Source organism: Streptomyces sp. NBC_00104 (assembly GCF_045160825.1).
Lineage (GTDB): Bacteria > Actinomycetota > Actinomycetes > Streptomycetales > Streptomycetaceae > Streptomyces.
The window spans coordinates 1,491,081-1,517,318 of the sequence record NZ_CP108215.1 but is presented as its reverse complement, the minus strand read 5'-3'; the positions used below and the strand labels follow the sequence as shown (position 1 = coordinate 1,517,318).

The 26,238-nt window shown below is 70.5% G+C and carries 20 protein-coding genes and 1 pseudogene; 8 read left to right on the top strand and 13 right to left on the bottom strand.

Annotated features, from left to right (window positions below):
* The first annotated feature begins 62 nt into the window (after window positions 1-62).
* The 3 genes from OG272_RS06510 (at window position 63) to OG272_RS06500 (ending at window position 3,790) form a co-directional block, all read left to right on the top strand.
* On the top strand, window positions 63-1,076 hold the full coding sequence (locus OG272_RS06510; protein ID WP_327730841.1) for a winged helix-turn-helix domain-containing protein: 1,014 nt from the start codon (window positions 63-65) through the stop codon (window positions 1,074-1,076).
* A gap of 289 nt (window positions 1,077-1,365) precedes the next feature.
* Window positions 1,366-2,406, top strand: coding sequence for a vWA domain-containing protein (locus OG272_RS06505; protein ID WP_326584443.1), 1,041 nt, complete (start codon window positions 1,366-1,368; stop codon window positions 2,404-2,406).
* Between the two features lie 550 nt (window positions 2,407-2,956).
* Window positions 2,957-3,790, top strand: coding sequence for a PIG-L family deacetylase (locus tag OG272_RS06500; protein ID WP_326584444.1), 834 nt, complete (start codon window positions 2,957-2,959; stop codon window positions 3,788-3,790).
* A gap of 92 nt (window positions 3,791-3,882) precedes the next feature.
* Here the strand turns inward: OG272_RS06500 and OG272_RS06495 are convergent.
* The 7 genes and pseudogenes from OG272_RS06495 to OG272_RS06465 all read right to left on the bottom strand — a co-directional run.
* A pseudogene (locus tag OG272_RS06495) lies at window positions 3,883-4,266 on the bottom strand (XdhC family protein); the annotation flags it as partial.
* Window positions 4,267-4,330: 64 nt separating this feature from the next.
* Window positions 4,331-6,535 carry a xanthine dehydrogenase family protein molybdopterin-binding subunit gene (locus tag OG272_RS06490; protein ID WP_405892820.1) on the bottom strand — a complete coding sequence of 735 codons (2,205 nt, stop codon included), beginning with the start codon at window positions 6,533-6,535 and terminating at the stop codon, window positions 4,331-4,333.
* Window positions 6,532-7,512 carry a xanthine dehydrogenase family protein subunit M gene (locus OG272_RS06485; protein ID WP_327730842.1) on the bottom strand — a complete coding sequence of 327 codons (981 nt, stop codon included), beginning with the start codon at window positions 7,510-7,512 and terminating at the stop codon, window positions 6,532-6,534. The genes OG272_RS06490 and OG272_RS06485 overlap by 4 nt, the downstream gene beginning before the upstream one ends.
* Window positions 7,513-7,518: 6 nt before the next feature.
* Complete coding sequence (locus tag OG272_RS06480) at window positions 7,519-8,172, bottom strand: (2Fe-2S)-binding protein (protein ID WP_327730843.1); 654 nt, start codon at window positions 8,170-8,172, stop codon at window positions 7,519-7,521.
* 176 nt (window positions 8,173-8,348) lie between these two features.
* Entirely contained in the window at window positions 8,349-8,972 is a 624-nt protein-coding gene (locus OG272_RS06475) for a flavodoxin (protein ID WP_326584448.1), read from the bottom strand.
* Window positions 8,973-9,085: 113 nt separating this feature from the next.
* Window positions 9,086-10,072 (bottom strand): aldo/keto reductase, encoded by a 987-nt coding sequence (locus tag OG272_RS06470; protein WP_326584449.1) that lies wholly within the window; start codon window positions 10,070-10,072, stop codon window positions 9,086-9,088.
* A 124-nt stretch (window positions 10,073-10,196) separates the two neighbouring features.
* Window positions 10,197-11,048, bottom strand: coding sequence for an aldo/keto reductase (locus OG272_RS06465; RefSeq protein WP_326584450.1), 852 nt, complete (start codon window positions 11,046-11,048; stop codon window positions 10,197-10,199).
* A gap of 425 nt (window positions 11,049-11,473) precedes the next feature.
* On the opposite strand from OG272_RS06465, the gene OG272_RS06460 reads away from it, so the two are divergent.
* On the top strand, window positions 11,474-12,391 hold the full coding sequence (locus OG272_RS06460; RefSeq protein ID WP_326584451.1) for a helix-turn-helix transcriptional regulator: 918 nt from the start codon (window positions 11,474-11,476) through the stop codon (window positions 12,389-12,391).
* Window positions 12,392-12,525: 134 nt separating this feature from the next.
* Here the strand turns inward: OG272_RS06460 and OG272_RS06455 are convergent, their stop codons facing one another.
* Together OG272_RS06455 and OG272_RS06450 are read right to left on the bottom strand one after the other, a co-directional pair.
* Window positions 12,526-16,146 (bottom strand): eIF2A-related protein, encoded by a 3,621-nt coding sequence (locus OG272_RS06455; RefSeq protein WP_405892816.1) that lies wholly within the window; start codon window positions 16,144-16,146, stop codon window positions 12,526-12,528.
* Window positions 16,147-16,415: 269 nt separating this feature from the next.
* Entirely contained in the window at window positions 16,416-17,036 is a 621-nt protein-coding gene (locus OG272_RS06450) for a hypothetical protein (RefSeq protein ID WP_405892814.1), read from the bottom strand.
* A gap of 311 nt (window positions 17,037-17,347) precedes the next feature.
* On the opposite strand from OG272_RS06450, the gene OG272_RS06445 reads away from it, so the two are divergent.
* Window positions 17,348-18,328 (top strand): HAMP domain-containing sensor histidine kinase, encoded by a 981-nt coding sequence (locus tag OG272_RS06445; protein WP_327730847.1) that lies wholly within the window; start codon window positions 17,348-17,350, stop codon window positions 18,326-18,328.
* Between the two features lie 146 nt (window positions 18,329-18,474).
* Here the strand turns inward: OG272_RS06445 and OG272_RS06440 are convergent, their stop codons facing one another.
* Both OG272_RS06440 and OG272_RS06435 read right to left on the bottom strand, forming a co-directional pair.
* Window positions 18,475-18,921, bottom strand: a complete 447-nt coding sequence (locus OG272_RS06440; RefSeq protein WP_405892811.1) for a GNAT family N-acetyltransferase — start codon at window positions 18,919-18,921, stop codon at window positions 18,475-18,477.
* A 20-nt stretch (window positions 18,922-18,941) separates the two neighbouring features.
* A complete protein-coding gene (locus OG272_RS06435) occupies window positions 18,942-19,370 on the bottom strand; it encodes a hypothetical protein (protein ID WP_327730848.1) in 429 nt (142 codons plus the stop codon).
* A 505-nt stretch (window positions 19,371-19,875) separates the two neighbouring features.
* Between OG272_RS06435 and OG272_RS06430 the strand changes: the two genes are divergently transcribed.
* From OG272_RS06430 to OG272_RS06420, 3 genes are all read left to right on the top strand, one after another.
* Complete coding sequence (locus OG272_RS06430; RefSeq protein ID WP_405892810.1) at window positions 19,876-20,577, top strand: TetR/AcrR family transcriptional regulator C-terminal domain-containing protein; 702 nt, start codon at window positions 19,876-19,878, stop codon at window positions 20,575-20,577.
* Window positions 20,574-21,137: an MBL fold metallo-hydrolase gene (locus OG272_RS06425; protein WP_326584457.1), complete on the top strand. Its 564-nt coding sequence runs from the start codon at window positions 20,574-20,576 to the stop codon at window positions 21,135-21,137. Before OG272_RS06430 ends, OG272_RS06425 begins: the two co-directional genes overlap by 4 nt.
* Window positions 21,138-21,281: 144 nt before the next feature.
* Window positions 21,282-23,756 (top strand): SpoIIE family protein phosphatase, encoded by a 2,475-nt coding sequence (locus OG272_RS06420; protein WP_326584458.1) that lies wholly within the window; start codon window positions 21,282-21,284, stop codon window positions 23,754-23,756.
* Window positions 23,757-23,877: 121 nt separating this feature from the next.
* Here the strand turns inward: OG272_RS06420 and OG272_RS06415 are convergent, their stop codons facing one another.
* Together OG272_RS06415 and OG272_RS06410 are read right to left on the bottom strand one after the other, a co-directional pair.
* Window positions 23,878-24,621, bottom strand: coding sequence for an NAD(P)-binding domain-containing protein (locus OG272_RS06415; protein WP_327730851.1), 744 nt, complete (start codon window positions 24,619-24,621; stop codon window positions 23,878-23,880).
* A 31-nt stretch (window positions 24,622-24,652) separates the two neighbouring features.
* Window positions 24,653-25,684 carry an LLM class flavin-dependent oxidoreductase gene (locus tag OG272_RS06410; protein WP_326584460.1) on the bottom strand — a complete coding sequence of 344 codons (1,032 nt, stop codon included), beginning with the start codon at window positions 25,682-25,684 and terminating at the stop codon, window positions 24,653-24,655.
* Between the last annotated feature and the right edge of the window lie 554 nt (window positions 25,685-26,238).

Here is a 26,238-nt window from a genome sequence, read left to right as displayed (position 1 = left end):
GTCATCCAGGACACCTGCCGGACGGCGTGTCCCGACACCGACCCACACACGGGGGAGACAACGTGCTGCGCATTCACTTCACCGACGGGGACCTGGCCCGCGTCCATCTGGCCCGGGAGCCCGACCCGGTCTGGGAGACCCTGCTGGGTCTGCACCAGCTGACCGCGCCACGGCGCGGACTGCCGGTCTTCGCCCCCTGGCGGCGCGACGCCCGCGCCAGACTGGCCGAGGGGCACCTGGCGGGCCCGGTGCGGATGCTCTCCACCCTGGCCCCCGCCTCGGCGGGCTACTGGCCCGACTTCCTGACCCCCGGCGCCTCGGCCGATGGCCTGGAGACCGCGCTCAAAGCACTGCGGGCCACCCCCAAGCCGCGGCTACGCCAGGAGATGGACCGGCTGTCCGAGACCCACCCCCTGCCGGGCTGGGCACACCGTCTCGCCGGGGGCGAGCCGCACCGGATGGAGGAGGTCGCGACGGCGTTCCGTCTGGTGCACCGCACGATCATCACACCTGACTGGACCGGGGCGGCCAGGACCACGGAGGCCGACCGGGCCCTGCGGACACGCGTCCTGCGCGATCGCGGTGTGCACGGACTGCTGGACTCCTTCCGTCCGCTGATGGACTGGCGGCCGCCCGTGCTGCATGTGCGCTACCCGGAAGACCGGGATCTCCACCTCGGCGGACGCGGCCTGCGGCTGATCCCCTCCCACTTCTGCTGGAGGACCCCCATCGCCCTGGCCGACCCCTCCCTGCCCCAAGTCCTGGCCTACCCCGTCACCCACCCCCCGGTCTGGGCACCGCCCGTCACCCGCGACCGCCGCCCCGAAGCCCTGGCCACCCTGCTCGGCCGGACCCGCGCACGCGTGCTGGCCGCCCTGAACACCACCGCGACCACCGGAGAAGTCGCCCGACGCCTCAACATCTCCGCGCCCTCGGCGAGCGAACACATCACCGCCCTGCGCGAGGTCAGCCTCGCGCACAGCCGGCGCACCGGCTCCCAGGTCGTACACACCCTCACCCCGCTGGGCACCGCGCTGCTCCGCGGCGAACTCCCGCCGCACCACCCGGCGGCCTGAGGGCGATGGAGAGACGGACCCGCCGCGGGGCAGCCGCTCCTGGCGCTCGCGTTCGGCTGCTTCCGCCGCTTGGCGGCGTCGGGCGTCCTCGGCGCGGCGGGCGAGGGCGGCATCCCGGTGGGGTTGCCCATCGTGGCGGAAGCCGTCTTCGACCCCCTGCCAACTCCAGTACACCGGAAGGCCGGCGCACCCCTTCGTCCGGGTCCGGGAGCCAAGATCGATTGTCAGTGGTGGGTGAGACGGTAGGAGCATCGAGCCGGAAAGAGTTCGGAAAGAGGGGGAGCTTGTCATGTCCGGAAGCCAGAACTACATCAATCACGTTGCTCTCGTGCTGGATGCCAGTTCGTCCATGTCGCACCTGAGCCGCAAGGTCGTCGAAGTCGCCGACCAGCAGATCGCGTACCTTGCCCGCCGGTCGGGGGAACTGGACCAGGAGACCCGCGTCACGGTGTACGTCTTCGCGGACAAGGTCGAGTGCGTCATCTACGACAAGGACGTGCTGCGGATGCCGTCGCTGAAGACGCTGTATCGGGCCGGTGGCATGACTGCTCTGCTGGCGGCCGCACTGAAGTCACAGCGGGAGCTGGCGCAGACGGCTCAACTGTACGGCGACCACAGCTTCCTGACGTTCGTCCTGACCGACGGGCAGGAGAACGCAAGTCATCGCTGCCCGGACGCCCCTGTCAGGGATCCGCGTGAACTGGTCAAGGCCGTGGCCGAGATGATCGCGACACAGGAGGACAACTGGACGCTGGCCGTCCTTGTGCCGGACCAGATGGGCAAGCGCGAAGCCATGCAGTGCGGTTTCCCGAAGGACAACATCGCCATCTGGGACGCCACGAGCACGCAGGGTCTGGAGGAGGCCGGGCAGGTCATCCGGCAGGCCACCGAGAACTTCATGGTGGGCCGTACCCAGGGCATCCGGGGGTCGCGGGCGGTGTTCTCCACCGGCGCGGAGGCGGTCAACGAGGACACCATCAAGGCGGCCGGCCTCACCCCGGTGGATCCGTCGGGGTACCAGCTGATCCCGGTGGCCCGTGACGCGGCGATCCGGGACTGGGTCGTCGAATGCGGGCACACCTACCGCACCGGTGGTGCGTTCTACCAGCTGAGCAAGTCGGAGAAGGTCCAGGCGAGGAAGCAGATCGCGGTGCTGGAGAAGAAGACGGACCGGGTGTACACGGGGCCCGAGGCCCGGGCCCTGCTCGGCCTGCCGAACACGGAAGTCCGCGTCAAGCCGGACCACAACGACGACTTCACGATCTTCGTGCAGAGCACCAGCGTGAACCGCAAGCTCGTACCGAACACGCGGCTGTTGCTGATGCTCTGACGCCTTACTGGAGTACGCGTTCGATGCGCTGCGGCTGTCCGGGACCGGCACGACCGGCTGGCCGTACCCCGGGGGGACGCTGAATGCCACGCTGGTGGAACCCGAACCGGTGGAGCCCGAACCCGGTGGAACCTGAACTGGTGGAAGCCGGCTCGACATCGCCCGCGACGCCTCCGGTCGGTGCCAGCGGCACCGGCGCGGTGGCCTCGGGCGACGCGTGAGGAGCACCGGCGGAGCGAGCGGATCCGTGATGATCGGCGCGGACGCGGACGCGGACGCGGGCAGCGGAGAGCGGCCGGCGCTGGGCGTGCTGACGCGGGACCGCTGTCGGCCGACGGCGTCCCGATGGACAGGCTGTATCCGCCGGCACGTCGGCACTGGCCGAACGGGGCGGTGATGACCTGCTCAGGCGGTGGCTCGGGGGTGCGGTCCATCATGCGCGAACGCATCGCGCTGGAATGTTTCCCTCATCGTGGTGTTTTGAGAGACGACTGCTCATACGCCTGCCGCGGACTCGGACCGAGGCCTTTTCATACAGGAGGACTGTTTTATGAATGACCGGCCCTTGACGCTCATGGCGGTACACGCCCACCCCGACGATGAGGCCACAGGAACAGGAGGTGTCCTCGCCCGGTACGCGGCGGAGGGCATGCGCACGGTCCTCGTGACGTGCACCGACGGCGGTTGCGGTGACGGACCGGGGGGTCTCAAGCCGGGCGATCCCGGGCACGATCCGGCGGCCGTCGCCCTGCTGCGGCGTCAAGAACTCGAGGCGAGCTGCGAAGTCCTGAAGGTCAGTCATCTGGAGATGCTGGACTACGCCGACTCCGGGATGATGGGCTGGCCGACCAATGACGCCCCCGGCTCCTTCTGGCAGACACCCGTGGAGGAGGGCGCTGCCCGACTCGCGGAACTACTGCGGCGCTACCAGCCCGATGTGGTCGTCACCTACGACGAGAACGGCTTCTATGGCCACCCCGACCACATCCAGGCCAACCGCATCACGATGGCGGCGCTGGCCATGACCGCGCTGACACCGAAGGTGTACTGGACGACGGCGCCTCGCTCGATGATGCAGCGGTTCGGCGAGGTCATGCGCGAGTTCGGTGCGGACGAGCAGGAGCCGGATCCCGCCGAGGCCGCCGCGATGGCCGAGATCGGACTCCCCGACGAGGAGATCACCACCTGGGTGGACACCACCGCGTTCGGCGGCCAGAAATTCGATGCGCTGGCCGCGCACGCCAGTCAGGGTGAGAACATCTTCTTCCTGAGGATGGGCCAGGAGAGGTTCACCGGGTTGATGGGCGTCGAGACCTTCGTACGTGTCCAGGACACCACCGGCGCGGCCGTGCCCGAGAGGGACCTCTTCGCCGGACTGCGCTGATCCGCCCCTCGGGGGCAGAGAGCTCATGGCCCGTACGGTTCGACCGGGCGTGCTCGCACACCCGGTCGGCAGTCTCCTCCAGGGCGCTGCCGACGGGCCACGGCGGCGGGCCGGCCGGACGTCATCTCGTCGAGGGCCGAGGTGAGGTCACGACGGCCGGTGGGGTCGATCCGCCGCACCAGGACGTCCAGTTCGCCGCCGCAGGTCAGGCCGACGGCGAAGGCGTCGTCGTCGGAGTAGCCGAACCGTGCCCGGGTCGCGGGCTCGTTCGACTCGAGTACCTGTCGGCACAGCTCGTAGACGGCGCCCTCCACGCAGCCTCCGGACACGCTGCCGACCACGGTGCCATCGGCGTCCACGGCCAGCGCGCTGCCGACGGGCAGTGGTGCGCTGCCGCTGACCTGGATCACGGTGGCGAGGGCGAAGGGGCGGGCCTCGTGGCACCAGGTGCGCAGCGTGTCCGCGATGTTCAGCATGGGTGGGATCTCCAGGAAGGGCGGCCTGTGCGGTGGTGCTGTGCACCGCCGCACAGGGCTCGGCTCACAGCAGGGACTCGGCCGTGATCGGCAGGTCACGGACCCGGCGGCCGGTGGCGTGGAAGACCGCGTTGGCGATGGCGGGTGCCACGCCCACCAGGACCACCTCCCCGAGGCCCTTGACGCCGAGGGGGTCGGCCTCGTCGTCCCGGCCGTCGACGTAGATCGCCTTCAGGTCGGGGACGTCCGCGTTGACCGGGACCAGGTAGTCGGCGAGGTCGGCGTTGACGATCCGGCCGTCACGGTGGTCGGTGACCGTGTGTTCCAGCAGGGCCATGCCGATCCCGCCGGTCATCGCGCCGATGGCCTGGCTGTCGGCCAGCTTCGGACTGATGATCCGGCCCGCGTCGAAGACACCGAGCATGCGCCGCACCCGGACCAGTCCCAGGCGGGCGTCCACGGCGACCTCGGCGAACACCGCGCCGTACGCGTACATCGAGGACCGCGACTGGCCCGGGGTCCAGGAGCCCATGACCTCCAGGGACTCGCGCTTGTTGCGGGTGAGGAGTTGCCGGTACGTCTCCCCGCGGGTGGGGTCGGTCCTCACCTGCAGCCGGCCGCCCCGTACGACGACGTCCTCGGTATCGGCGCCGTACAACGGTGAGTCCTCGTCCCCGACGGCGAGTTCGATGGCCTGCTGCCGCAGTGCGTCGCAGCCGTCCTGGACGGTCGACCCGACGCTGGCCATGGTCAGCGAGCCGCCGTGGAGCGGGGCCGTGGGCATGTTCGTGTCGCCCAGCCGGAAGGTGACGTTGCGCACCGTGAGGCCGAGGGCGTCGGCCGCGACCTGCGTCATGGAGGTGTAGGTGCCGGGGCCCATGTCGCTGGTCGAGGACTCGACCAGGGCGGTGCCGTCGGCGTCCAGGCGCACCGAGGCCCGGCCCGGCGCCCGCAGGGTGTCGTAGAGCGCTGTCGCCATGCCGGTGCCGATCAGCCAGTCGCCGTCGCGGGTCGAGCGGGGCTTCGGGTTGCGGCGGTTCCAGCCGAACTCCCGGGCGCCCACGGTGTAGCACTCCCGCAGTCGCCTGGTGGAGAACGGTCGCCCGCTCGACTGGTCGTTCTCGGGTTCGTTGCGCCGCCGCAGCTCGATGGGGTCGATACCGAGCTCGTGCGCGAGCTCGTCCATCGCGCTCTCGACGGGGAAGGCGGCGCTGGAGTACCCGGGCCCGCGCATCGGGGTCGGGGTGTTCACGTCCAGCGGCACCGTCCGGTGCGTCTGGCTGACGTGGGGCGTGGTGTAGAGCATCTGTCCCGGAACGAGGACACCGCGCTCGGTGAACGTCTCGTAGCGTGACGTCTCCGCGCGCAGGTCGTGGGTCATCGCCGTCAGCCGCCCGCGGCGGTCACTGCCCAGGCGCACCTTGTACGCGTACGACGGCCGGAAGCCCACCCCGAAGTAGAGCTGCCCGCGGGTGAGGACGAGCTTGACCGGGCGGCCCGTCTCACGGGCGGCGAGAGCGGCGACGGTGATGTGCGGCCAGGCCCGCGCGGCGTTGCCGAACGCGCCGCCGACGAACGGTGAGACGACGCGGATGTTCTCCGCCGGGATGCCGAAGTTGGCGGCGACTTCGTCCCGTGGGCTCTGCACCCACTGGGTCTTGTCCCACAGCGTGAGCCGCTCGCCGTCCCAGCGGGCGACGGTGGCGTGGAGCTCCATCGCGTTGTGGTGGTTGCGGGCCGTCCGGTAGGTCATCTCCAGCCGTACGGGGGCGTCGCGCAGGGCCGTCTCCGCGTCGCCGCGCGCGTAGGTGCGGGGTTCCCCCGCCGCCGGGGCGTCCGTCAGATCGGTGACCGGCCGCTCGGCCTCGTAGGCGATCTCCACCAGGCTCGCCGCGTGCTGGGCGGCCTCCAGGGTGGTGGCGACGACGACGGCGACCGGCTGGCCGTGGAAGTGGACCCGGTCGTCCTGGAAGACGCGCAGCCGCTCGCCCGGAAGGTTGAGCGATCCCGCGTTGGGCCCGTACGGCAGCTTGGGGGCGTTGCGGTGGTGGATCACCTTCAGGACGCCGGGCTGGGCCTCGGCGGCGCGGGTGTCGATGGCGGTGATGCGGCCCCGGCCGATGCTGCTGTCGACCACGACGGCGTGCACGACGCTCTTGGGTCCATCAGGTTCGTGATCGGCGGCGTACTTCGCCTGCCCGGTGACCTTCAGGCGCCCGTCCACCCGGGAGAGCGGTGCGCCGACGGCTGCCTGCGGCTGGGGGCTCATGTGTGGTCTCCTACGATGCGCAGCTGGCGTTCGACGGTGCGTTTGAGCAGCTCGACCTTGAAGCGGTTGTGCTCCAACGGCCGGGCCCCGTCCGCAGCCGACGCGGCTGCTCGGGTCCAGAGACGTTCCGAGGGGCGTTCGCCGATGAGGGCTCGTTCGACCGCCGAGAGCTTCCACGGCACGGTGCCCACGCCGCCGGCCGCCACCAGGGCCTCACGGATCACACCGCCACGGACCTGCAGGGCGACGGCGGCGGAGGTGAGGGCGAACTCGTAGGACTGCCGGTCCCGCACTTTCAGATAGCCGGACTTCAGCGGGCGCGGGTGGGCCGGGATCTCCACATCGGTGATCAACTCGCCCTTCCGCAGGGCCTGTTCGTGGTTCGGTGTGCTGCCGGGCCGGAGCAGGAAGTCGGCGAAGGCGACGGTGCGCCGCCCGTCCGGGCCGAGCAGACGCACCCGTGCCTCCAGGGCGGCGAAGGCGACGGCCACGTCGGAGGGATGGGTGGCGACGCAGGCGTCGGAGGTGCCCAGGATCGCGTGGGTGCGGTTGACGCCTTCCAGTGCGGCGCAGCCCGAGCCGGGCTCGCGCTTGTTGCAGTCGGCGGTCACGTCCCGGAAGTACGTGCACCGGGTGCGCTGCATGATGTTGCCGCCGATGGTGGCCATGTTGCGCAGCTGGGCGGAGGCGCTCAGCTCCAGCGCCTGCGAGACGACCGGATACAGCGTGCGCACCTTGCGGTGGGCGGCGGCCTCGCTCATGGTCACCAGCGCGCCGATGCGCAGACCGCCCCGTTCGGTGACGGTGACCTCGTCCAACGGCAGCCCGCTGATGTCGACGAGGGTTTCCGGGCGCTCGACGGTCTCGCGCATCAGGTCGACCAGAGTGGTCCCGCCCGCGATGTAACGGCCGCCACGACGACCGGCGTCGAGGGCTTCCCGGGTGTCGGACGCCTTGGTGAAGGAGAAGGGGTACATGGGCACTCACTTCCGACCGGCTTGTTCGACCGCGCGCACGATCTTCACGTAACACCCACAGCGGCAGATGTTGCCGCTCATCCACTCCCGGATCTCCTCCGGGGAACCGGTGTGGCCCTCCCGCAGGCAGCCGACGCCCGAGACGATCTGGCCGGGCGTGCAGTAGCCGCACTGGAAGGCGTCCTGGTCGATGAACGCCTGCTGCAGCGGATGGAGTTCGTCTCCGTCGGCGAGGCCCTCGATGGTGGTGACCTCGGCCCCCTCCAGACGAACGGCCAGCGTCAGGCAGGAGTTGACCCGGCGTCCGTCGACCAGGACCGTACAGGCCCCGCAGGCACCGGCGTTGCAGCCCTTCTTCGAGCCGGTCAGGCCGAGGTGCTCGCGCAGCAGGTCCAGCAGCGAGGTGCGGTTGTCGACCGTGACGGTGTGCCGCTCGCCGTTGACGGTCATCGAGACGCGGCTGCCGGGCGCCGCATCGAGGGCGGTGGCCTCTTCGGCGGTGGCCTCCTCGGCGCCCAGCAGCGACGGACCCGCGACCAGACCGCCCGCCGCGATGACACCGCCCGCCGCGGAGGTCGTCGCGATGAACGTACGGCGTGAGGGTGTGGACGCGGCCCGGGTGGGGGGAGACGTGGCTGACTCGGGGGTTTCGGTGGACATGCTCACTCTCTCTGCACGGGGAACGTGGGGGATTCCCCCAGCCTGGCGGGACAACTGGCCCTGTGGCAGGCCGTGTTGTGCCGTGGAGCGGCCAGCCGGGGTGTGTCAGGGCCCCTCACCCACCTGTCCCACCGGCCACGGCACTGTCAGACTGAACCTTTTGGGAAAGGGGTCGGTCAGTCCCGGAGCAGGCCTGTGCGGCGCAGCCACGCCCGGACTTCGGCATCGGCGTTCCGGACCTCCTCGCCACGCACCGCGAGCCCTTCCCCGATGGTCGCGCCCGGGCAGGACGCGGCGTAGTCGCGCTCGGTGGTGCCCAGTCCGCTCATCGCGTACGTCGTGACCGGATGGACCGTCCTGCCGCGGAAGCCGTACCTCTCGGCGAAGGTCGACATGATCATGGGTGCCCGGACGTTCCAGATGGGGCCGGCCAGCAGCACCACGTCGTAACGCTCGATCGAGGCCGGGGGGTCGGCGATCGCGGGCCGGGAGTCGGCCTCCTGCTCGCGGAGGTTGCGGGCGACCGTCTCGTCGTAGTCGTCGGAGTAGGGGGCGACGGCTTCGATGCGGTGCGTGTCGCAGTCGATGTGGTCGCTGATCATCCGGGCGAGGACCTCGGTGTTGCCGATCCTGAGGTCCGTACGCCCGCCGTAGTAGTAGTTCTCGCCCGGCCGGGAGAAGTACGCCAGCAGGACCCGGCTCCCGGGTGAGGCCGTCGGGGCAGCTCGCTCGCCTGCCCCCGGCGCCGTGCCGCTCGACCGTGACGGGGAGCCGCAGCCGGTGAGCTGTACGCCGGTCATGACGGTGGCTCCTCCCAGAAGTACGCCACGAAGGAGCGCGCGTCGCCCCGGCGCGGCGGGTTCGCCCGGCCCGGCGCCGAGTCGTCCGGCGCCGGGCCGCCCCATGGACGGGTTCAGCGATTGATCCATCGCTGCATCTGTTCCGGGTAGCGGTCGCCGCTGACGTCGACCCGGTCGGCCGCCTCGGTGATCTCCTCCAGCTCCTGCGGGGTGAGTTCGACGTCGACCGCGCCCGCGTTCTCCCGCAGGCGATGGATCTTCGTGGTGCCGGGGATCGGCACGATCCAGGGGTGCTGGGCCAGCAGCCAGGCCAGCGCGATCTGGGCGTTGGTGGTGCCCTTGCGCGCGGCGACGGCCGACAGCAGGTCGACGAGGGCCTGGTCGGCGGCGCGGGCCTCCTCGGTGAACCGGGGCAGGCTGCCTCGCAGGTCGGAGTCGCCGAAGGACGTGGTGCTGGAGATCGCGCCGGTCAGGAAGCCCTTGCCCAGGGGGCTGAACGGGACGAATCCGATGCCCAGTTCGAGCAGCGTGGGCAGGATCCGCTCCTCGGGCTCGCGCCACCACAGGGAGTACTCGCTCTGCAGCGCCGTGACCGGCTGTACGGCGTGGGCGCGGCGGATGACGTCCACCCCGGCCTCGGACAGGCCGAAGTGCTTGACCTTGCCGGCCTCCACGAGTCCCTTCACCGCGCCGGCGACCTCTTCGATCGGCACGTCGGGGTCGACGCGGTGCTGGTAGAGCAGGTCGATGCTGTCCACGCCCAGTCGGCGCAGGGAGTCCTCCACCGTCGACCGGATGTGCTCGGGACGGCTGTCCAGGCCGGTGGACCGGGAGCCGTCGAAGGAGAAGCCGAACTTGGTGGCGATGACGACGTCGTCGCGAACGGGTGCCAGGGCCCGCCCGACGAGTTCTTCGTTGGTGAACGGGCCGTAGACCTGGGCGGTGTCGAAGAAGGTGACGCCCTGGTCGACGGCGGCGCGGATGAGGGCGATGCCGTCCTGGTCGTCGACTGCCGGGCCGTAGCCGTGGCTGAGCCCCATGCAGCCCAGTCCGATCGCGGAGACCTTCGGTCCGCTGTGGCCGAGAGTGCGGGTGATCAAGGCATTTCTCCTCATGACGTACGGGCTGTGTTCCAGGCCGCGGTGTGGCGTCGGAGCGGATGTCCCGTGCTCGCGTGCCCTGGGCATCCGCGTCCGCTCTGTCGTCGGGTGCGCGGCGACCGGCTCAGGCGTCCAGGCGCCGTGCGCTGAGCCAGCTGACCATCTGGGGGTCGTGGTGGTCGAAGAACAGGCTCGCCCCGGTTTCCAGGGTGGCGATGGCCGCCATCTGGTCGTCGGTGAGCTCGAAGTCGAAGATGTCGAAGTTCTCCGCCATACGCTCGGCACGGACCGACTTGGGGATCGCCACGACACCCCGCTGGGTCAGCCAGCGGAGCACGACCTGCGCCACGGACTTGCCGTGCTTCTCGCCGATGCCGCTCAGGACCGGGTTGGTGAAGAGGTCGTTCTTGCCCTCGGCGAAGCCGCCCCATGACTGGATCTGGACGCCGTGCTCGCGCATGAGTTCCTGGTCGGCGGTGCGCTGGAAGAACGGGTGGGTCTCGATCTGGTTGACCGCCGGGGTGATCTCGTTGTTGATGATCAGGTCCAGGAGCCGGTCCGGGTAGAAGTTGGCGACGCCGATCGCCCTGGCCAGGCCCTCCCGGTTCAGTTGCTCCATGGCGCGCCACTGGCCGTACACGTCGCCGTAGGGCTGGTGCATCAGATACAGGTCGAGGTGGTCCAGGCCGAGCTTGGTCAGCGAGGTCTCGAAGGCGCGCTTGGTGTTCTCCTCGCCGGGCGCGTCCTGGACCCACAGCTTGGTGGTGACGAACAGTTCCTCGCGCGGGATGCCGGCGGCCTTGATGGCGCGGCCGACGGCCTCCTCGTTCTGGTAGGCGGCGGCCGTGTCCAGCAGCCGGTAGCCGGCCGCGAGGGCCTCGGTGACGGCCTGCTCGGTCTGTTCCGCCGGGATCTGGAAGACACCGAAACCGAGGACCGGCATCTCGACGCCGTTGTTCAGGGTGACGTTCTGCATGGGATTTCTCTCTGTACTGGACGGGTGGGGCCGTGGCGGCGATCAGTAGACGGATGTTCGGGCCCGGCGACGACATCGGTCCGTTCGGCGGGGACCTGCTTCAGCGGGAGCGCCGTCAGGGCCGGCACGGCCGGCGCGCCGCCGACGCCGACGGGCACCCTCACCTTCACCGGGCGACGGGGCCCATGAAGACGAAGGCGGACGGGGACAAGGAACGATCTCCTGCACGGGGAACCAGGTACTGAGAGCGCGGTTCGTGACCGCCCACTGACGCCTGCGCGGGAACCAGGTACTGACACAAAGAGAGCCTCGCGCCTTTTCCCGTTCTGTGGCAGGCCGGGATGTGCCAGGGAGTGGTGTTCAGGGGTGTGACAGGACCCCCCACACGCCTGCCGCGCAGGTCAGCGCGGTGTGACACTGGAGCCATGGCATCCGAGCAGAGCACCGGCAGGAGCGCCGACATGGAACTGGGCCGGTTCCTGCGCGCGCGTCGCACCCAGACCAGCCCCGACCAGGTCGGCCTCACCGTGGGCCCCGGACTGCGCCGCACCCCTGGCCTGCGCCGCGAGGAACTGGCCACGCTCTCCGGCATCAGCATCGACTACTACGTCCGGCTGGAACGCGGCAAGGAGACCCGCCCCAGCCCCTCCGTGCTGGACGCCCTCGCCCGTGCCCTGCGCCTCGACGACGCGGAGCACCAGCACCTGCGCGAGCTCGCCGCCCGAGCCGCGCGGTACGCTCCCGAACCGGCGCCGCCGCCCAGCCGCACCGTGCGCCCGCATCTGACAGTGGTCCTGGAGACCCTGCGGCCGAGCCCGGCCTACGTCGTCAGCCGCAGCATGGACCTGCTCGCCTGGAACCCCGGCGGCCTGGCCCTGTACGCGGGCCTCGCGGACTGGCCCGCCACCCAGCGCAACCTCGCCCGCTACCTGTTCCTCCACCCCACCGCCCGCACCCTCTTCCCCGACTGGGACAACCAGGTCCGCGCCTGTGTCGCCCGGCTCCGAGCCCTGGCCGGCATGGATCCGGACGCCCCCGATCTCACCAACCTGGTGGGTGAACTCCTGCTCAAGAGCCCCGACTTCGCCAAGCTGTGGGAGCGCTACGACGTCGTCGGGCGCAAGAAGATCCAGAAGACCTTCCACCACCCCCAGGTCGGCATCCTCACCCTCAACGGCCAGGGCATGCATCTCGAGGGCACCCCCGGCCAGCGCCTCGGCGTCTACACCGCCGAACCCGGCAGCCCCGACCACGACACGATGCTCCTGCTCGACATGACCGGGCCCCAGTCCACCGACCACCGGAACACGAACGCCGAGCACCAGGCGGGCCCCCGGTCCTGACCGACACGATGGCGCCGGGGGCCAGGCGGACGACCCGGACCGTCGGCTCCCCGGAACGGGACCGGTACGGGACCGGTGGGGGGAAGGCCGGGCGAGGTCGCGCAGGTGCCCGCCGCCTCAGCGGTCACCTGGGTTCAGGTGCAGAGCGCATCGCCGGGGTAGTCGGTCATGAGCGTGGGCCAGTGGTGGGTCGTGCTGGCCTGACAGATGCGTTGGGTGATCTGTCGGGTCTCGAGGATCCATGAACGCCTCTCGCCCCCGCCGATGGCCGCGAGGGTGTGACCGTCAGGGCTGACTGCCAGGGCGCTGACGCCGCCGTCCGTTCCGCCGGAGATGACGGCCGTAACGCGTCGTGTCCTGACATTCCACAGGCGCAGCGTGCGGTCGTGGCTGCCGGTGATCATGGTCTGTCCGTCCCGGGTGAAGGCGAGCGCGGAGACCGCCTGACTGTGACCGCTCAGGGTGGCGCTCACCTCATGCGTGGCGGCATTCCACAGCTTGACCGTCCGGTCTGCGCCGGCGGTGGCGAGGATGCGCCCGTCCGGGCTGAACGCGAGGGCGTGGACGGCGTCGGTGTGCCCGGCGAGCACAGCACCGGCCCGACGGCCGGTGACACTCCACAATCGGGTTGTCCGGTCGCCGCCCGCCGTGGCGAGCGTGTGACCGTCAGGACTGAAGGCCACGGCGAAGACGCCGTCCTCGTGTCCCCTGAACACGGCGGACGTGCGCCGCTCGGCCACATTCCACAGGCGTACGGTCCGGTCGTAGCTGCCGGTGGCGAGGGTACGTCCGTCCGGGCTGAAGGCAGCCGCCAGCACGGTGCTCGTATGGCCGGTGAGGACAGCGGTCTGCCGGTGTGTGGCGGTGTCCCACAGCCGGACGGTGCGGTCGGCGCCAGTGGTGGCGAGCGTGCGGCCGTCCGGGCTGAAGGCCACGGCGTAGGCCACGTTCTCGTGGCCGGTGAGCGTAGCCGTCACCCGCTGTCGCCTGGCGTCCCGCAGTGTGACGGTGCCCGTCGCGGAGGTGGTCGCGAGTGTGCGGCCGTCCGGACTGAAGGCCACCCGCACGGCGCCTTCCATGCCGAGGATGGCGGTTGATTCGCGTATCGCCGTGTTCCACAGGCGCGTCGTGCCGTCGGCGCCGGCGGTTGCCATGGTGCGGCCGTCAGGGCTGAACGTCACCGCGTTCACGGCGGCGTTCTCATAGGCGGGGAGGGTGGCGGTCCGGCGGTGTGTGCGCGGGTTCCACAGCATGATGCGGCCGTCCATACCGGCGGTAGCCAGGGTGCGGCCGTCCGGACCGAAGGCCACCGCTTCCACGGAGCTGTTGTGGCCGCGTAGGACGGCGACGGTTCGCCGCGCCGCGATGCTCCACAGCCGGGTGGTGCTGTCATCGCCGCCCGATGCCAGGGTGCGGCCGTCCGGGGAGAAGGCCAGTGCACCGACGGCGTCGGTGTGCCCGGTGAGAACAGCCGTGGTGCGGCGCGACGCCACGTCCCACACCCGCACGGTGCCATCGGCGCCGGCTGTCGCCGCCCTACGCCCGTCCGGTGACCACATCACCGCCCTGACCGCTCTGTCGTGCCCGGTCAGCGTGGCAGCCGTCCGGCGGGTGGACGTGTTCCACAGGCGCGTCGTGCCGTCGCTGCCGCCGGTGGCCAGGGTGCGCCCGTCGGGGCTGAACGTCACCGCGTTGACGGGGCCGGTGTGGCCTGTGAGGGTGGCGGTCTCTCGTCCCGTGGCGGTGTTCCACAGCTTGACGCTGTGGTCGGCGCCGGCCGTGGCCAGGGTGCGGCCGTCGGGGCTGAACGCCACCGCGGTCACCGCGTCCGTGTGCCCCCTCAGGGTGCGAAGCAGCTGTTCCGTGGCCGTGTCCCACAGCTTGACGCTGTGGTCGGCACCGGCCGTGGCAAGGGTGCGGCCGTCGGGGTCGAAGGCCACCGCCTCCACGCTCTCGGTGTGTCCCGTGAACTCGTTGGCGCGGTACATGCCGTAGGCGCTGAGCAGACTGCTGCGAGCCTCCACCGTGGGCGCCTGCCGAAATCCCTTGAGCGCCAACAGCATCGCTGCCTCCGGACGCTGCGACACAAGCGCGTCCGACCGCACCGCGAGTTCCCGGGAAACCGCGACATCGCGCTGGCGCTCCGCCGCTCGCTGTGCCCGCACCGCGCCGACGGTAGTGGTGGCGGTCAACACGAGGAGGACGCTCAGTATCGCCACCGTCTGGCGGCGGCGCCGGGCGCGGCGACCGGCCGCCGTGTGTTCGGCCGCTTGCGCCGCCAGACTGGCCTCCAGGAATTCCTGTTCTCCCGTGGACAGGGACATCCGCGTGAGTTCGGCGGCTGACGCCAGGCGGGTGCCGCGGTAGAGGGCTCCGGGGTCGCGGTCCAGTTCCTGCCAGGTGGTGGCGGCTTCGGTGAGGCGGCGGTGCCGGCGAAGGAGTTCGCGGTCCTCGTCGATCCAGGTGCGCAGCCGGGGCCACGAGGTGATGAGCGCTTCGTGGGCGAGGTCGACGGTGTCGTCATCGAGGGTGACCAGGCGGGCGCGGGCCAACTGGTCCAGGACCAGGGCGGTGTCGGCACCTTCGGGGCCGCTGCCGGCGAATTCGGTGCGGCGGGCGGGGCGACGGGAATCCTGTGCCCCCTCACCAGGTGTGATCAGCCGCAGCAACAGGCGGCGGGCGAGTGCGGCCTGGCCGGACGACAGGTCGGTGTAGACGTGTTCTGCCGTGCCGGCGATGGCACCGAGGACGCCACCGGCGGCCTCGTACGCCTTCAGCGTGAGCGTTTTGCCGCGGCGGCGGCGCCAAGTCTCCAGCAGGGCGTGGGACATCATCGGCAGAGCACCGGGCTGGCCGTCGACTTCGGCGATGACCCGGGCGGTCAGCGCGCGCTCAAGGGTCAGGCCGTCGGCGGCCGCAGGTCTGACGATCGCCTCCCGCAGCTCGTCCGTGCTCATCGGTCTGACCAGTAGATGCGCCCCCTGCAGCGCGTCGGCCAGGGCACGGTGGTCGGCGCAGTGGCCGTAGAAGTCCGCCCGCACCGCGATCACCACCCGCAGCCGGCGGCCTGGATCGAGCGCGCTCAGCAACAGGCCGATGAACCGGTCGTGTTCGGCGGTGTCCTGGCAGAGGGTGAAGACCTCCTCGAACTGGTCCACGACCACCCACGTGTCCGCCTCGCCCGCCACCGGGATGAACGCGTGCGCGTGCGCGGTGGCCGGATATTGACCCGGGGTGAGGATCCTGATGGCCGCAGGACGGTCCTGGGGCGGGCGGTCGCAGCGCAGCGCCGGGATCAGCCCGGCCCGCAGCAGCGACGACTTCCCGCTGCCGGACGTACCGACGACACCCACGAAACGGTGCGCCCCCGCCAACTGGACCAGTTCGGCTATCAGACGGTCACGGCCGAAGAACCGGTCACGGTCGTCCGGCTCGAATCGGGCCAGACCCGAGTACGGCGCCACCGCCCCGTCGTCATGCGGCGGCTGTAAGGACTCGTCCAGCGCCCGTTGCCAGCGCGGTTCCCACTCCTCAGGGTCCCCGCCGCACACCGCTACGTAGGCCAGGACCACCGGGAGCGAGGGCAGCCGCTCTCCTGCGGCGGCCTCGGACAAGGTCGGGGCCGAATACTCGGCACGCTCGGCCATGGCGCGGTAGGTGATCCCGCCGGACTCCTGGCGCAGCGTGCGCAGTTGATGGGCGAAACGCTGGACCGGCCCGGCTTCGGGATCCAGCGGACTCTCACGGCGGCCCATCTTCTGTTTCCCCCCTGCGGCTGACACGACGTTGGTGGTGATCACGAAGGGTCGGCGTACCGACGTCTCCGCGATCTGGACCAACCGTGTAGGACACCGGTGCACCGCCGCCAGACACCGTCGAGCCGATCCGCCTCTCGTGGGGGTACGCCATCAGCATCAGCCACTGCCGAGTCCACCCGGGAGGGACAACCCGATTCCGCTGGGGTCCCATCCCTGGTGGACCTGGTGGACCTGGTGGACCTGGTGGACCTGGTGGACCTTGCCTGTCAGAACCTGGTGTTGGTGGCCCAGATCGGACGAACGCTGAGGCTGCCGCCGCTGACCTGGCCGCAGTAGATCACGAAGTTCGAATCCTCCTGCAAAGCCAGCAGCGGGACGAGGCTGCCGCAGTCGTTGGTGGTATTCGTCGCCCACCGGGCGGTCTCACCAGCGGTGTAGAGAACCAGGTTGTCGTCGGGCTGGAACAGCATCCGGGTAGCCCCCGAGCCTCTGGTGTTACTCGCCCACCGCGCCGCGTTGTTCCGCACGTCGTACAACACCAGGTTGCCGTCGGTCTGCATGGACAGCCGGGCGTTGCCGAATCTCCAGCTTCCTCCGCGGTCGAGCCACTGGTACGCGTTACTGAAGTGCACCAGTACCCCGCTGACGTACCCGTCGAAGCTGCTGCCCAGCGGCGGATTGGCTGCCTGCGCCCTCCCGGTGGCGCCGTACCCGATGCCTTCCGCCGACAACGGCCGGCCGTCACGGTCGACCACCTGTATCGCGTCCGCCTTGTCCGTCCCCTCAGCCGAATCAGCCGACGCCGGCTGTGCCGAGGCCGACGGTGCGACAGCCGACACCATCCCGGCCACCATGACGGTGGCAAGGACACCCTTGACGAACTTCACGAAACCTCCCGTTGGCGGTGCGGGTGGCCGATCGGCCCCAGCACACCTTGGCAATGGAATGACAGGCCGGCGCATGCCCCGGCCTCGAACTCCCCGACACGGGGTGAACGCCAGCAACTCCAGTACGCCCAGAGTTGATGGGCAGCCCCTCCCGGCCCACCTATCAATCGCCATGACCGGAGGTAGGGGTGGTGCAGGCGTGCCGTGAGCGCACGAAGCCGGTGTCCACCGCACGGTTGGCAGCCGCCCGCCTCCGGTGATATCCCCGGCGCTGCCTGAGAGGTCCTGGGATTGCGTGTATCGCGGGCATAATGTTCCTGCTGCGCTACGTACCCGACAACTCCCAGGGCCTTCTCGGGATCTCGCCCAACCGCTACCTCCTTGTCCGCACCTTCGCCCCCGCCGCGGCCGTGGCGATGGTCTTCCTGCTCGTGTTCGGCCTCGTCGGGGGATGGATCCTCGCCGGCCGGATGCTCGCACCACTCACACGGATCACGGATGCGGCACGGATGGCCGGAAACGGGTCGCTCTCCCACCGGATCCGCATGACGGGCCGCCAGGACGAATTCCGCGAACTCTCCGACACGTTCGACTCGATGCTCGAACAGCTCGAGTCGCACGTCGCCGAGCAGCAGCGGTTCGCCGCGAACGCCTCCCACGAACTGGGCACCCCGCTGGCGATCTCGCGGGTGCTTCTCGACGTCGCCCGCAAGGACCCCACGCGGGACCCGGGCGAACTCATCGAACGCCTGCACGCTGTCACCACGCGGGCGATCGACCTCACCGAGGCCCTCCTGCTGCTCGGCCGCGGCGATCGAGGAAACCTCACCCGCGAGAGCGTCGACCGCTCCCTCATCGCCGAAGAAGCCGCCGAAACGCTGCTTCCCCTCGCCGAACAGCGCCGGATCACGCTCGAGGTCTCCGGCGGGGCGGCCCGCACCAGCGGCTCGGCGGAGCTCCTGCTGCGGATGGTGACGAACCTCGTCCAGAACGCCATCGTCCACAATCTCCCCGGCGGCAGCACCGTGACGGTCCGCACCGAGGCGCACGGCGGCACGAGCGTGCTGCGGGTCGAGAACACGGGCCGTCGGCTCCCACCAGAACTGGTACCGACCCTCACCGAACCCTTCCGCCGAGGAACGGAACGCGTACGCACCGACCAGCACGCCGGCGTCGGCCTCGGTCTGGCCATCGTGCACAGCATCGTCCGCGCCCACGACGGGGCCCTCGACCTCGTCCCCCGCCCCGTCGGCGGTCTCCTCGTCACGGTCCGGCTTCCCGGCACGCCGTAGGCATCCCCGAGCGGGCCCACGAGCAAGGCCCCGACCTCCGCCGGAGGACATCCGTAGGGGGTATCGAGCGGGCCCACGTCCTCCAGGGGGCCGGCACGGTGGCTGCCGTCAGAGCGTGCCTCCGGCAACGGGCCGACAACCGCACCTCAGTCGACCGACAGGAAGTACCGCCGTTTCTCCTTCGCCCGGGCACCCAGCCGGTCATAGAACCTGATCGCGTCCTCGTTCCACGGTGGAGTCTGCCACTGGACTTGGCTGAGTCCCCGTGCACGTGCTTCGGCCAGCACGGCGTCCACCAGCATCGGGCCGACGCCCAGGCCCCGGTGACCGTCTCGCAGGAACAGGCAGTCCATGTGGAGGTACTCCGTACCGTCCCAGGTGGACAACTCGGGCGCGCACGAGGCGTATCCGATGAGCTCGCCGTCGGCCTGCTCCGCGACGAAGCAGCACAGGCGCGGAGCCGCCGGACCGAAGAGCAGTGGCTCCAGCCGGTGGGGCAGGTCGGCAGGCGGCGGCACCGCCCCCTCGTACGCGGCGTGTTCGGCCGCCAGCCGGGCGATGTGCGGCAGATCGGCGGGGCGCGCATGCCGCACCCGAGGCACCCCGGTGCCCGTCAACGAACCTCGCCTTCCAGCACGTCGCCGCGCCACGCGGTCAGCCGCTCTTCGAGAGCGCCGTCTCCATCCAGCACCTGCCGGCTGAACGAGTCCCGCTCGTGAGCCAGCACCGCCGCTTCCCACACGCAGGGAGCAAGGCCCGACCGGCCGGGCCGCAGCCGGCCGAGGTCCCCGGCAGGCCCGGTGAAGAAGGCGAGGTCGGACATGTACCCCTCGATCCAGGTGTGCACCAGAACGTAGTCACCGTCGCCACCGGCATGCATCAGCAGCACGGAAAGCCCGAGTGAGCCCCGCAGATGAGCCGACGACAGGTGGTCGGCCGCGATCCGCAGCGCGGCCTGTGCGTCCCGGTCCGTCACGGTCCGCCCAGGCGCCTCGATCGCATAGGACTTCACCACGTGCCCGGCAACCTCGGAACTGCCCAACGGGCGTACGGTGCGGGCATGGTGGCTGTCAGCCAGCGCAAGCAACGCGCCCGCGTCAGCAGGTGACAGAGACCGGGCTGCGGCAGATTCAGATGTCGTCACCCGCTCATGATGCATGCTCCCTGGTGGCGCTCGGCAAGGACGTGAGATCCGCCGGACATGCCCTGGTGGCTGGTTTTGAGTTCTCCCATCGGCACGTGAGTCGTGGTCCGTTGCGGATCGCGGGGGATGGGGAGTCGGCGACCCTTGTCGCGAACAACGTCTTCCGGGCGCAGGCGTCCGCCGCACAGGGCTGAGCGGGCAGCAGGGACGCGGTGACCGGCACGGCGGTACCCGAGGGCGCCCGCCGTGAACCGAGCTTCGCGCAGACCTCCGGCCGCTCGCGGCCGATCCGCACCGCGAGGACCGGAGAGTTTTACTGAATGCCATTCGATAAGGTTCCGGTGACGTCGTGCGGGCGGCCGTGCCGCCTGCCGAACGGCGGGACATACGAAGAGGAGCCCTCGTGCCAAGGCCGCGCACCCCTCTGCTGGACCGCCGCCGCATCGGCGCCGCAGCGCTGAGACTCGCCGACGACCAGGGCGTCCTCACCATTCCCGCCCTGGCCAGGGAGCTCGGCGTCGCCCCCTCCGCGCTCTACCACCATGTGTCGGGCCGGGACGAGATCATCTCGCTCATGCGGGAAGAGCTGGCCCGGGAGACCAGCCCCGACGCCTGGGACGCGGCACAGCCCTGGGGGCAGGCCCTGGAGGAATGGGCCCGCTCCTACCGCAGGGCCTTCGCCGCGCACCCCGGGGCGGTGCCCCTGCTCGCCACCGCCCCGCTCGCCGAACCCCTCTTGCACGCGATGTACGAGAAGGTCGCCCGACTCCTGCTGACCGCCGGCTTCGGCGCGAGCCAGGTCATGCCTCTGATCACCGCGATGGAGAGCTTCATCCTCGGATCCGCTCTCGATCTCGTAGCCCCGCCGGTGATGGTCCGCGACGTGACCCGCGAAACCGCCCCGCACCTCACCGCCGTACTCGCGCACACCCCGGCCGACCACCGCCGCGCCGAACTCGCCTTCGACGTCGGTCTCCGCGCCCTGATCACCGGCTTCCGGGCGCTCCTTCCCCCGGTGACCGGCGCGCACGGCCCCACACCCCTCGCACCCCTCACACCCCTCACACCCCTCACTCAAGGCCTCACCGGAGGAGCCCCGTCATGACCGCCTCGTTCCACGTCCTGACCACCGGCTACGCCGACACGCGGGTGGCCGGCACCGTCACCCTGCTCGTCGACGGCGCCACCGTCGCGATCGTCGATCCCGGCATGGTCGCGGACCGCCGCCTCATCCTGGACCCGCTGGCGCCCCACGGACTGGCCCCCGCGGACGTCACCGACGTGATCTTCAGCCACCACCACCCGGACCACACGCTGAACGCCGCCCTGTTTCCCGAAGCCCGCTTCCACGACCACATGGCCATCTACCACGACGACGTCTGGGAGGACCGGAACGCCGACGGATACCGGCTCTCCCCGTCGATCACGCTCATGACGACGCCCGGCCACACCGCCGAGGACGTCAGCACCCTGGTGACGGCGGACGAGGGCCTGGTGGTCCTGACCCATCTGTGGTGGACCGCCGAAGGACCGGCCGACGACCCCTTCGCGCCCGACCGCGATCAACTGCGGGCGGCCAGGGAGAAGGTCCTGGCTCTCGGCCCGGCCCTGATCGTGCCGGGACACGGGGCGCCCTTCGTGCCGTCGGCGACGACGCCCCTCTAGCCCGGCTGGTCCCCGAGACGCGTCGGCCGCCCGGTCCGCTGCGGCCGGTTGAGAGCAGTGTCCCGCGGCGAGATGCTGGAGGCAGCACCCCGTGGGTGACGCAGCGGCGTGACGGGGTGCGGCAGGAACGAGGTCGGGATACCCATGGACGATGAGCCCGACACGACCATAGGAGCAAGGGGAGTAGCCGCACCCGACGACTTCGCGGTCGTCATCGACGCCCGCGGTGCCGTCATGGTGTGGAGTGCCGGAGCCGGGCGGCTGCTCGGGTACGAGCCGGAGGAAGTGACGGGGCGGCCGGCCGCCGACCTGCTCGCCGCGGAGCTGCCCTACGCCATGCGGCACCACGTGGCCGCCGGGGAGCCGTGGACGAGCGATCTGGCGCTGCGGAACCGGCACGGAGACCGTGTCACCGTGCGGCTCCGGGGCACGCCGCTGGTGGACGCGGACGGCGGGAACCACTGGGTCGTCACCCCGGCGGCGCTGACGTATTCCTCCCGGCCGACCGATCCGGGGACGGCGGGACTGTGGAACCTCACGCTCGCGCAGCTCCCGCTGCCCGTGGCCATCTACGACAGCGAGGCGCGGTTCGTCACCTGCAACGAGGTGATGAGCCAGGCGATGGGGCTGACGCCGGAGGAGATGAGAGGGCGGACACTGTGGGAGATCTATCCCGCCCCGCCCCTGGACGAGATCGACCGTCTCCAGCACCAGGTCGTACGCACCGGGGAGACGATCTTCCGTGAGGAGCAGCCTTTTCGCGCTTCCGGTGAGGTCCGGGATCACGCGTGGTCGCTGTTCCTCTCCCCGCTGAAGGACCGGGCGGGCGCGGTGCTGGGGGTGTCGGCGCTGGTGATCGACATCACCGAGCAGTACTGGGCCCGGCGGCGCCTGGCGGTGCTGAACGACGCCAGCGTACGCATCGGCAGCACCCTGGACGTGACCCGGACAGCCGAGGAACTGGCAGAGGTGGCCGTGACGGGGTTCGCCGACTTCGTCACCGTCGACCTGCTGGAATCGGTCGTCCAGGGACACGAGCCGCAGCCGATACCCCCTGCCACACCGGTCGTCTGCCGCCGGACCGCGCAACGGTCGGTGCTCCCGGGATGCCCGGAATCCGTGATCCCGGTGGGCGACACCGACGTCTGCCCTCCCGGCTCACCCCAGGCCCGGGCGCTGATCACCGGCCGGGGCAGCTACCACACGGTGGGCGACCCGCTGCTGCGCGAGTGGTCGACGGCCTCCCCGGCCCGTGCCGAGAGCATCAGGCGATTGAAGATCCATTCGGTGATGATGGTGCCGCTGAGCGCGCGGGGCGTCACCCTGGGCGTGATGCACCTGCTGCGGCACCGTACGGCGGATCCCTTCGTCCAGGACGATCTGACGCTGGCCGAGGAGATAGCCGCCCGGGCGGCGGTGAGCATCGACAACGCCCGCCGCTACACCCGCGAGCACCGGACCGCGCTCACCCTCCAGCGCAGTCTGCTGCCCGAGCGGCTGACGGGAGCGGATGCGGTGGACCTCGCCCACCGGTACCTCCCCGCCGGTTCGGGGGACGAGATCGGCGGAGACTGGTTCGACGTGATCGCCCTGTCCGGGGGACGGGTCGCGCTGGTGGTCGGTGACGTCGTGGGCCACGGCGTGCACGCCTCGGCCACGATGGGCCGCCTGCGCACCGCGGTACGGACCCTCGCCGACGCCGATTTCGCCCCCGACGAGCTGCTCACCCGGCTGGACGACCTGGTCGTCCGCCTCGACCGGGAGGAAGGCCCGGATGCGCGAGGGCAGGCGGAGGGGACCTCGGGAGAGGTCGGGGCCACCTGCCTCTACGCCGTCTACGACCCCGTCACCGGCCGCTGCGACCTGGCACGGGCAGGGCACCCGTCGCCCGTCCTGGTGACCGCCGACGGGACCGTACACGTACTGGACCTGCCCGCGGGGCCACCGCTCGGCCTGGGAGGACTGCCCTTCGAGGCCGCCCGGATCGAGATGGGCGAGGGCAGCGTGCTCGCCCTCTACACCGACGGCCTGATCGAAACCCCCGGCCGCGATATCGACGTCGGACTCGACCTGCTGTGCGAAGCGCTGCGCCACCCGGCCGCCGACCTGGAGGAGACCTGCGACGAAGTGCTGCGCAAGGTACTGCCCGAACCCCCTGCCGACGACATCGTCCTGCTCCTGGCCCGCACCTCCACTCTCGGCGCGGACCAGGTGCACACCTGGCAGCTGCCCAGGGATCCCGCGGCCGTCGCCGGGGCCCGCAAGGCGGCGTCCGAGCAGCTGGACACCTGGGGGCTGGCCGAGCTCGAGTTCGCCACCGAGTTGATCGTCAGCGAACTCGTCACCAACGCCATCCGGTACGGCAACGGCCCCGTCGAGCTGCGGCTCATCCGCGCCGACGCACTCATCTGCGAGGTCTCCGACGGCAGCAGCACCGCCCCGCACCTGCGGCGGGCCCGCGTCTTCGACGAGGGCGGACGTGGCCTGCTGCTCGTCGCCCAACTGGCCGAGCGCTGGGGCAGTCGTCAGACTTCCGTCGGCAAGACGATCTGGGCGGAACAGCCCCTGCCGGATGAGCGTGCGCGCGAGCGCGACAGCCGGCCCAGTACGCGCGGCTGACGCTGAGAGCGGACCTGACCAGCTCGTAGTGAGTGGCAGCGGCGTACAGGTGGCCCGGGCCATGGTCGATCGATCCGGCAGCACCTGTTCACCGGTTGACCGGTCAGCGCTACCACTGCTTTCAGCCAGGGGAACTGTTCGACGAACAAACCGTGTTCCCCTCCTGGCCTGCCGAAGCAGCGGCCCTCGCACTGATGACGGCTCGTCCGCGCTCTGACTCCGGGAAGCGGTCGAGCATCGCGCGCAACTCCCCGGCGTCGACGTTGGCCCCGAAGGGCTCGGTACCCGGTTCGAGCCGTACGCCTTCGGCGAGGGGGCCTGCCATGACGGGGTCGAAGCCGAAGGCGTCGACGAGGCGCGCGGTGGTGGCGAGGTCGCCCGGATCGTCACCGGCGATCGCGATCGCCTTGCGTCCCGGTGTTCCCCCTGGCCGGGCGCCGTCCTCAAGGTCGTGGTAGCCCATGTGGTTGAACGCCTTGACCACGCGCGTTCCGGGCAGGAACGCCTGCACGATCTCGCTTGACGACGTGTGTGGGTCGGTGAGGTCCTCGCGGACGCCGTCGACCTCCCACCAGTAGTTCATCGCGTCGATGACGAGTTTGTCCTGCAGTGCTTCGGCGGGAATGGTGCGGTACTTGCCGAGCGGGAGGGCGAGGATGGCGATGTCCGCCCGGGCCGCGGCCTCCGTCGCGGTGACGGCGACCGCGCCGGGCGTGAGCACTTCGACGGTGAGGGCGATCTTGGCGGGGTCGCCCGATCCGGCGACCAGCACGCGGTAGCCGGCTGCCAGGGCCAGGCGCGCGAGCACGGTGCCGACTTTCCCCGCCCCCAGGATGCCGACCGTGGCGATGTCCGCGCTGGTCATGCCTTCTCCGTTCTCTTCTCCGTTCACGGTGTCAGCCGGCGAGGATGTCGCGGACCATCGGGATCACCTTCGTGCCGTACAGCTCGACGGCGCGCAGGCGAGCGCTGATCGGGATGGATCCCGCGGTGTAGATGAGGTCGAACCGGCCGACCCCGAGGGCTGTGACGGCACCTGCGATCTTGCGGGCGACCGTCTCGGGCGAGCCGATGTACAGGGAGCCGCGTGCGATCTCGTTCTCGTACTCCTCCCGGCGGACCGGTGGCCAGCCCCGCAGGGCGCCGATGCGGTCACGGATGACCCGGTAGCGGGGCCAGTGCAGCTCCCGGGCTTCCTCGTCCGTGTCGGCGACGAAGCCCGGTGAGTGCATCCCGACCGGATGGGCGGTCGTGCCGAACTCCGCGGTGGCTCGTTGGTAGAGGTCGACATAGGGCGCGAAGCGTTCCGGGCTGCCGCCGATGATGGCGATCATGAGCGGAAGTCCGTAGCGCGCGGTGCGGATGACCGACTGGGGTGAGCCGCCGACACCGACCCAGGTGGTGAGGTGTCCGGACTCGGTCTTGGGGAAGACGTCGGCGTTGTCGAGGGGCGCACGCTTGGTGCCGCTCCAGGTGACGGGCTTCTCCTCGAGCAGCTTGGCGAAGAGCTCGATCTTCTCCTCGAACAGCACGTCGTAGTCGCTGAGGTCGTATCCGAAGAGGGGGAACGACTCGGTGAAGGAGCCGCGGCCGAGGATGACCTCGGCCCGGCCGTTCGAGAGGGCGTCCACGGTCGCGAACCGCTGGAACACGCGGACCGGATCGTCGGAGCTCAGCACGGTCACGCCGGAGGCGAGGCGGATACGGCTGGTGCGCGTGGCGATGCCGGCGAGCACGGTCTCCGGAGTGGAGATCGAGTACTCCGGGCGGTGGTGCTCACCGAGGGCGATGGCGTCGACGCCGATCTCGTCCGCGAGCACGGCCTCGTCGACGACCTGCCGGATGGCCCTCGCGTCGGAAACGAGGGTGCCGGAGTCGTCCTCCGGCACATCGCCGAACGTGTCCAGACCGAAGACGAGATCAGACATGGGCGGACTCCTTCGTGAGCGGTTCTCGCACCCGCGGGGTGCGATGGCGACCCGTCAGCTCGATCGAGCACGCCGGTTAATTCGTTGACGTGTCAATCATTACCCCATGTGCTTGACGTGTCAACAAATGGGATGGGCGGCACTACCGTGGCGGAACGAGGCAAGAAAGTTCCGCGTGCCACCGACAGCCGAGGCGTCGAGGTGGTGCCCACGGCAGAGCGCGCGGAAGCCTTCCGGTGTGCGGCGACGCTCCGTACCCGTCTCGAAACGAGCGCGCCGAACGCCGGACGGCTGTGCGGATCGGCTTCGCGTGAACTCCTCGGCCGTATCAGCGGCGCATTGCTCTGCCGACGCACCGGCCTCGCGCTACCGCGTCGCGCACCACTGGGCAACGACGTGACCCATCCGATGAGTTGGTCGCCCTGAGCGGCGGTGACAGCGAACTGGACTGGAGTGCTAGTAGGACTCCGTTAAGTTGCTCTGGCTCTTGGGTTCTGGCTGGTGGTGGATGTTCTGGGCAGGGGGCGGTGGCAGGTGGTGCAGGTGCCGGTCCA

Excerpts from the sequence above, each read along its gene's own strand:
- OG272_RS06505 (WP_326584443.1), top strand. The coding sequence starts at position 1,366 with ATGTCCGGAAGCCAGAACTACATCAATCACGTTGCTCTCGTGCTGGAT.
- OG272_RS06500 (WP_326584444.1), top strand. The coding sequence starts at position 2,957 with ATGAATGACCGGCCCTTGACGCTCATGGCGGTACACGCCCACCCCGAC.
- OG272_RS06490 (WP_405892820.1), bottom strand. The coding sequence starts at position 6,535 with ATGAGCCCCCAGCCGCAGGCAGCCGTCGGCGCACCGCTCTCCCGGGTG.
- OG272_RS06485 (WP_327730842.1), bottom strand. The coding sequence starts at position 7,512 with ATGTACCCCTTCTCCTTCACCAAGGCGTCCGACACCCGGGAAGCCCTC.
- OG272_RS06480 (WP_327730843.1), bottom strand. The coding sequence starts at position 8,172 with ATGTCCACCGAAACCCCCGAGTCAGCCACGTCTCCCCCCACCCGGGCC.
- OG272_RS06475 (WP_326584448.1), bottom strand. The coding sequence starts at position 8,972 with ATGACCGGCGTACAGCTCACCGGCTGCGGCTCCCCGTCACGGTCGAGC.
- OG272_RS06465 (WP_326584450.1), bottom strand. The coding sequence starts at position 11,048 with ATGCAGAACGTCACCCTGAACAACGGCGTCGAGATGCCGGTCCTCGGT.
- OG272_RS06460 (WP_326584451.1), top strand. The coding sequence starts at position 11,474 with ATGGCATCCGAGCAGAGCACCGGCAGGAGCGCCGACATGGAACTGGGC.
- OG272_RS06455 (WP_405892816.1), bottom strand. The coding sequence starts at position 16,146 with ATGGGCCGCCGTGAGAGTCCGCTGGATCCCGAAGCCGGGCCGGTCCAG.
- OG272_RS06445 (WP_327730847.1), top strand. The coding sequence starts at position 17,348 with ATGTTCCTGCTGCGCTACGTACCCGACAACTCCCAGGGCCTTCTCGGG.
- OG272_RS06425 (WP_326584457.1), top strand. The coding sequence starts at position 20,574 with ATGACCGCCTCGTTCCACGTCCTGACCACCGGCTACGCCGACACGCGG.
- OG272_RS06420 (WP_326584458.1), top strand. The coding sequence starts at position 21,282 with ATGGACGATGAGCCCGACACGACCATAGGAGCAAGGGGAGTAGCCGCA.
- OG272_RS06415 (WP_327730851.1), bottom strand. The coding sequence starts at position 24,621 with ATGACCAGCGCGGACATCGCCACGGTCGGCATCCTGGGGGCGGGGAAA.
- OG272_RS06410 (WP_326584460.1), bottom strand. The coding sequence starts at position 25,684 with ATGTCTGATCTCGTCTTCGGTCTGGACACGTTCGGCGATGTGCCGGAG.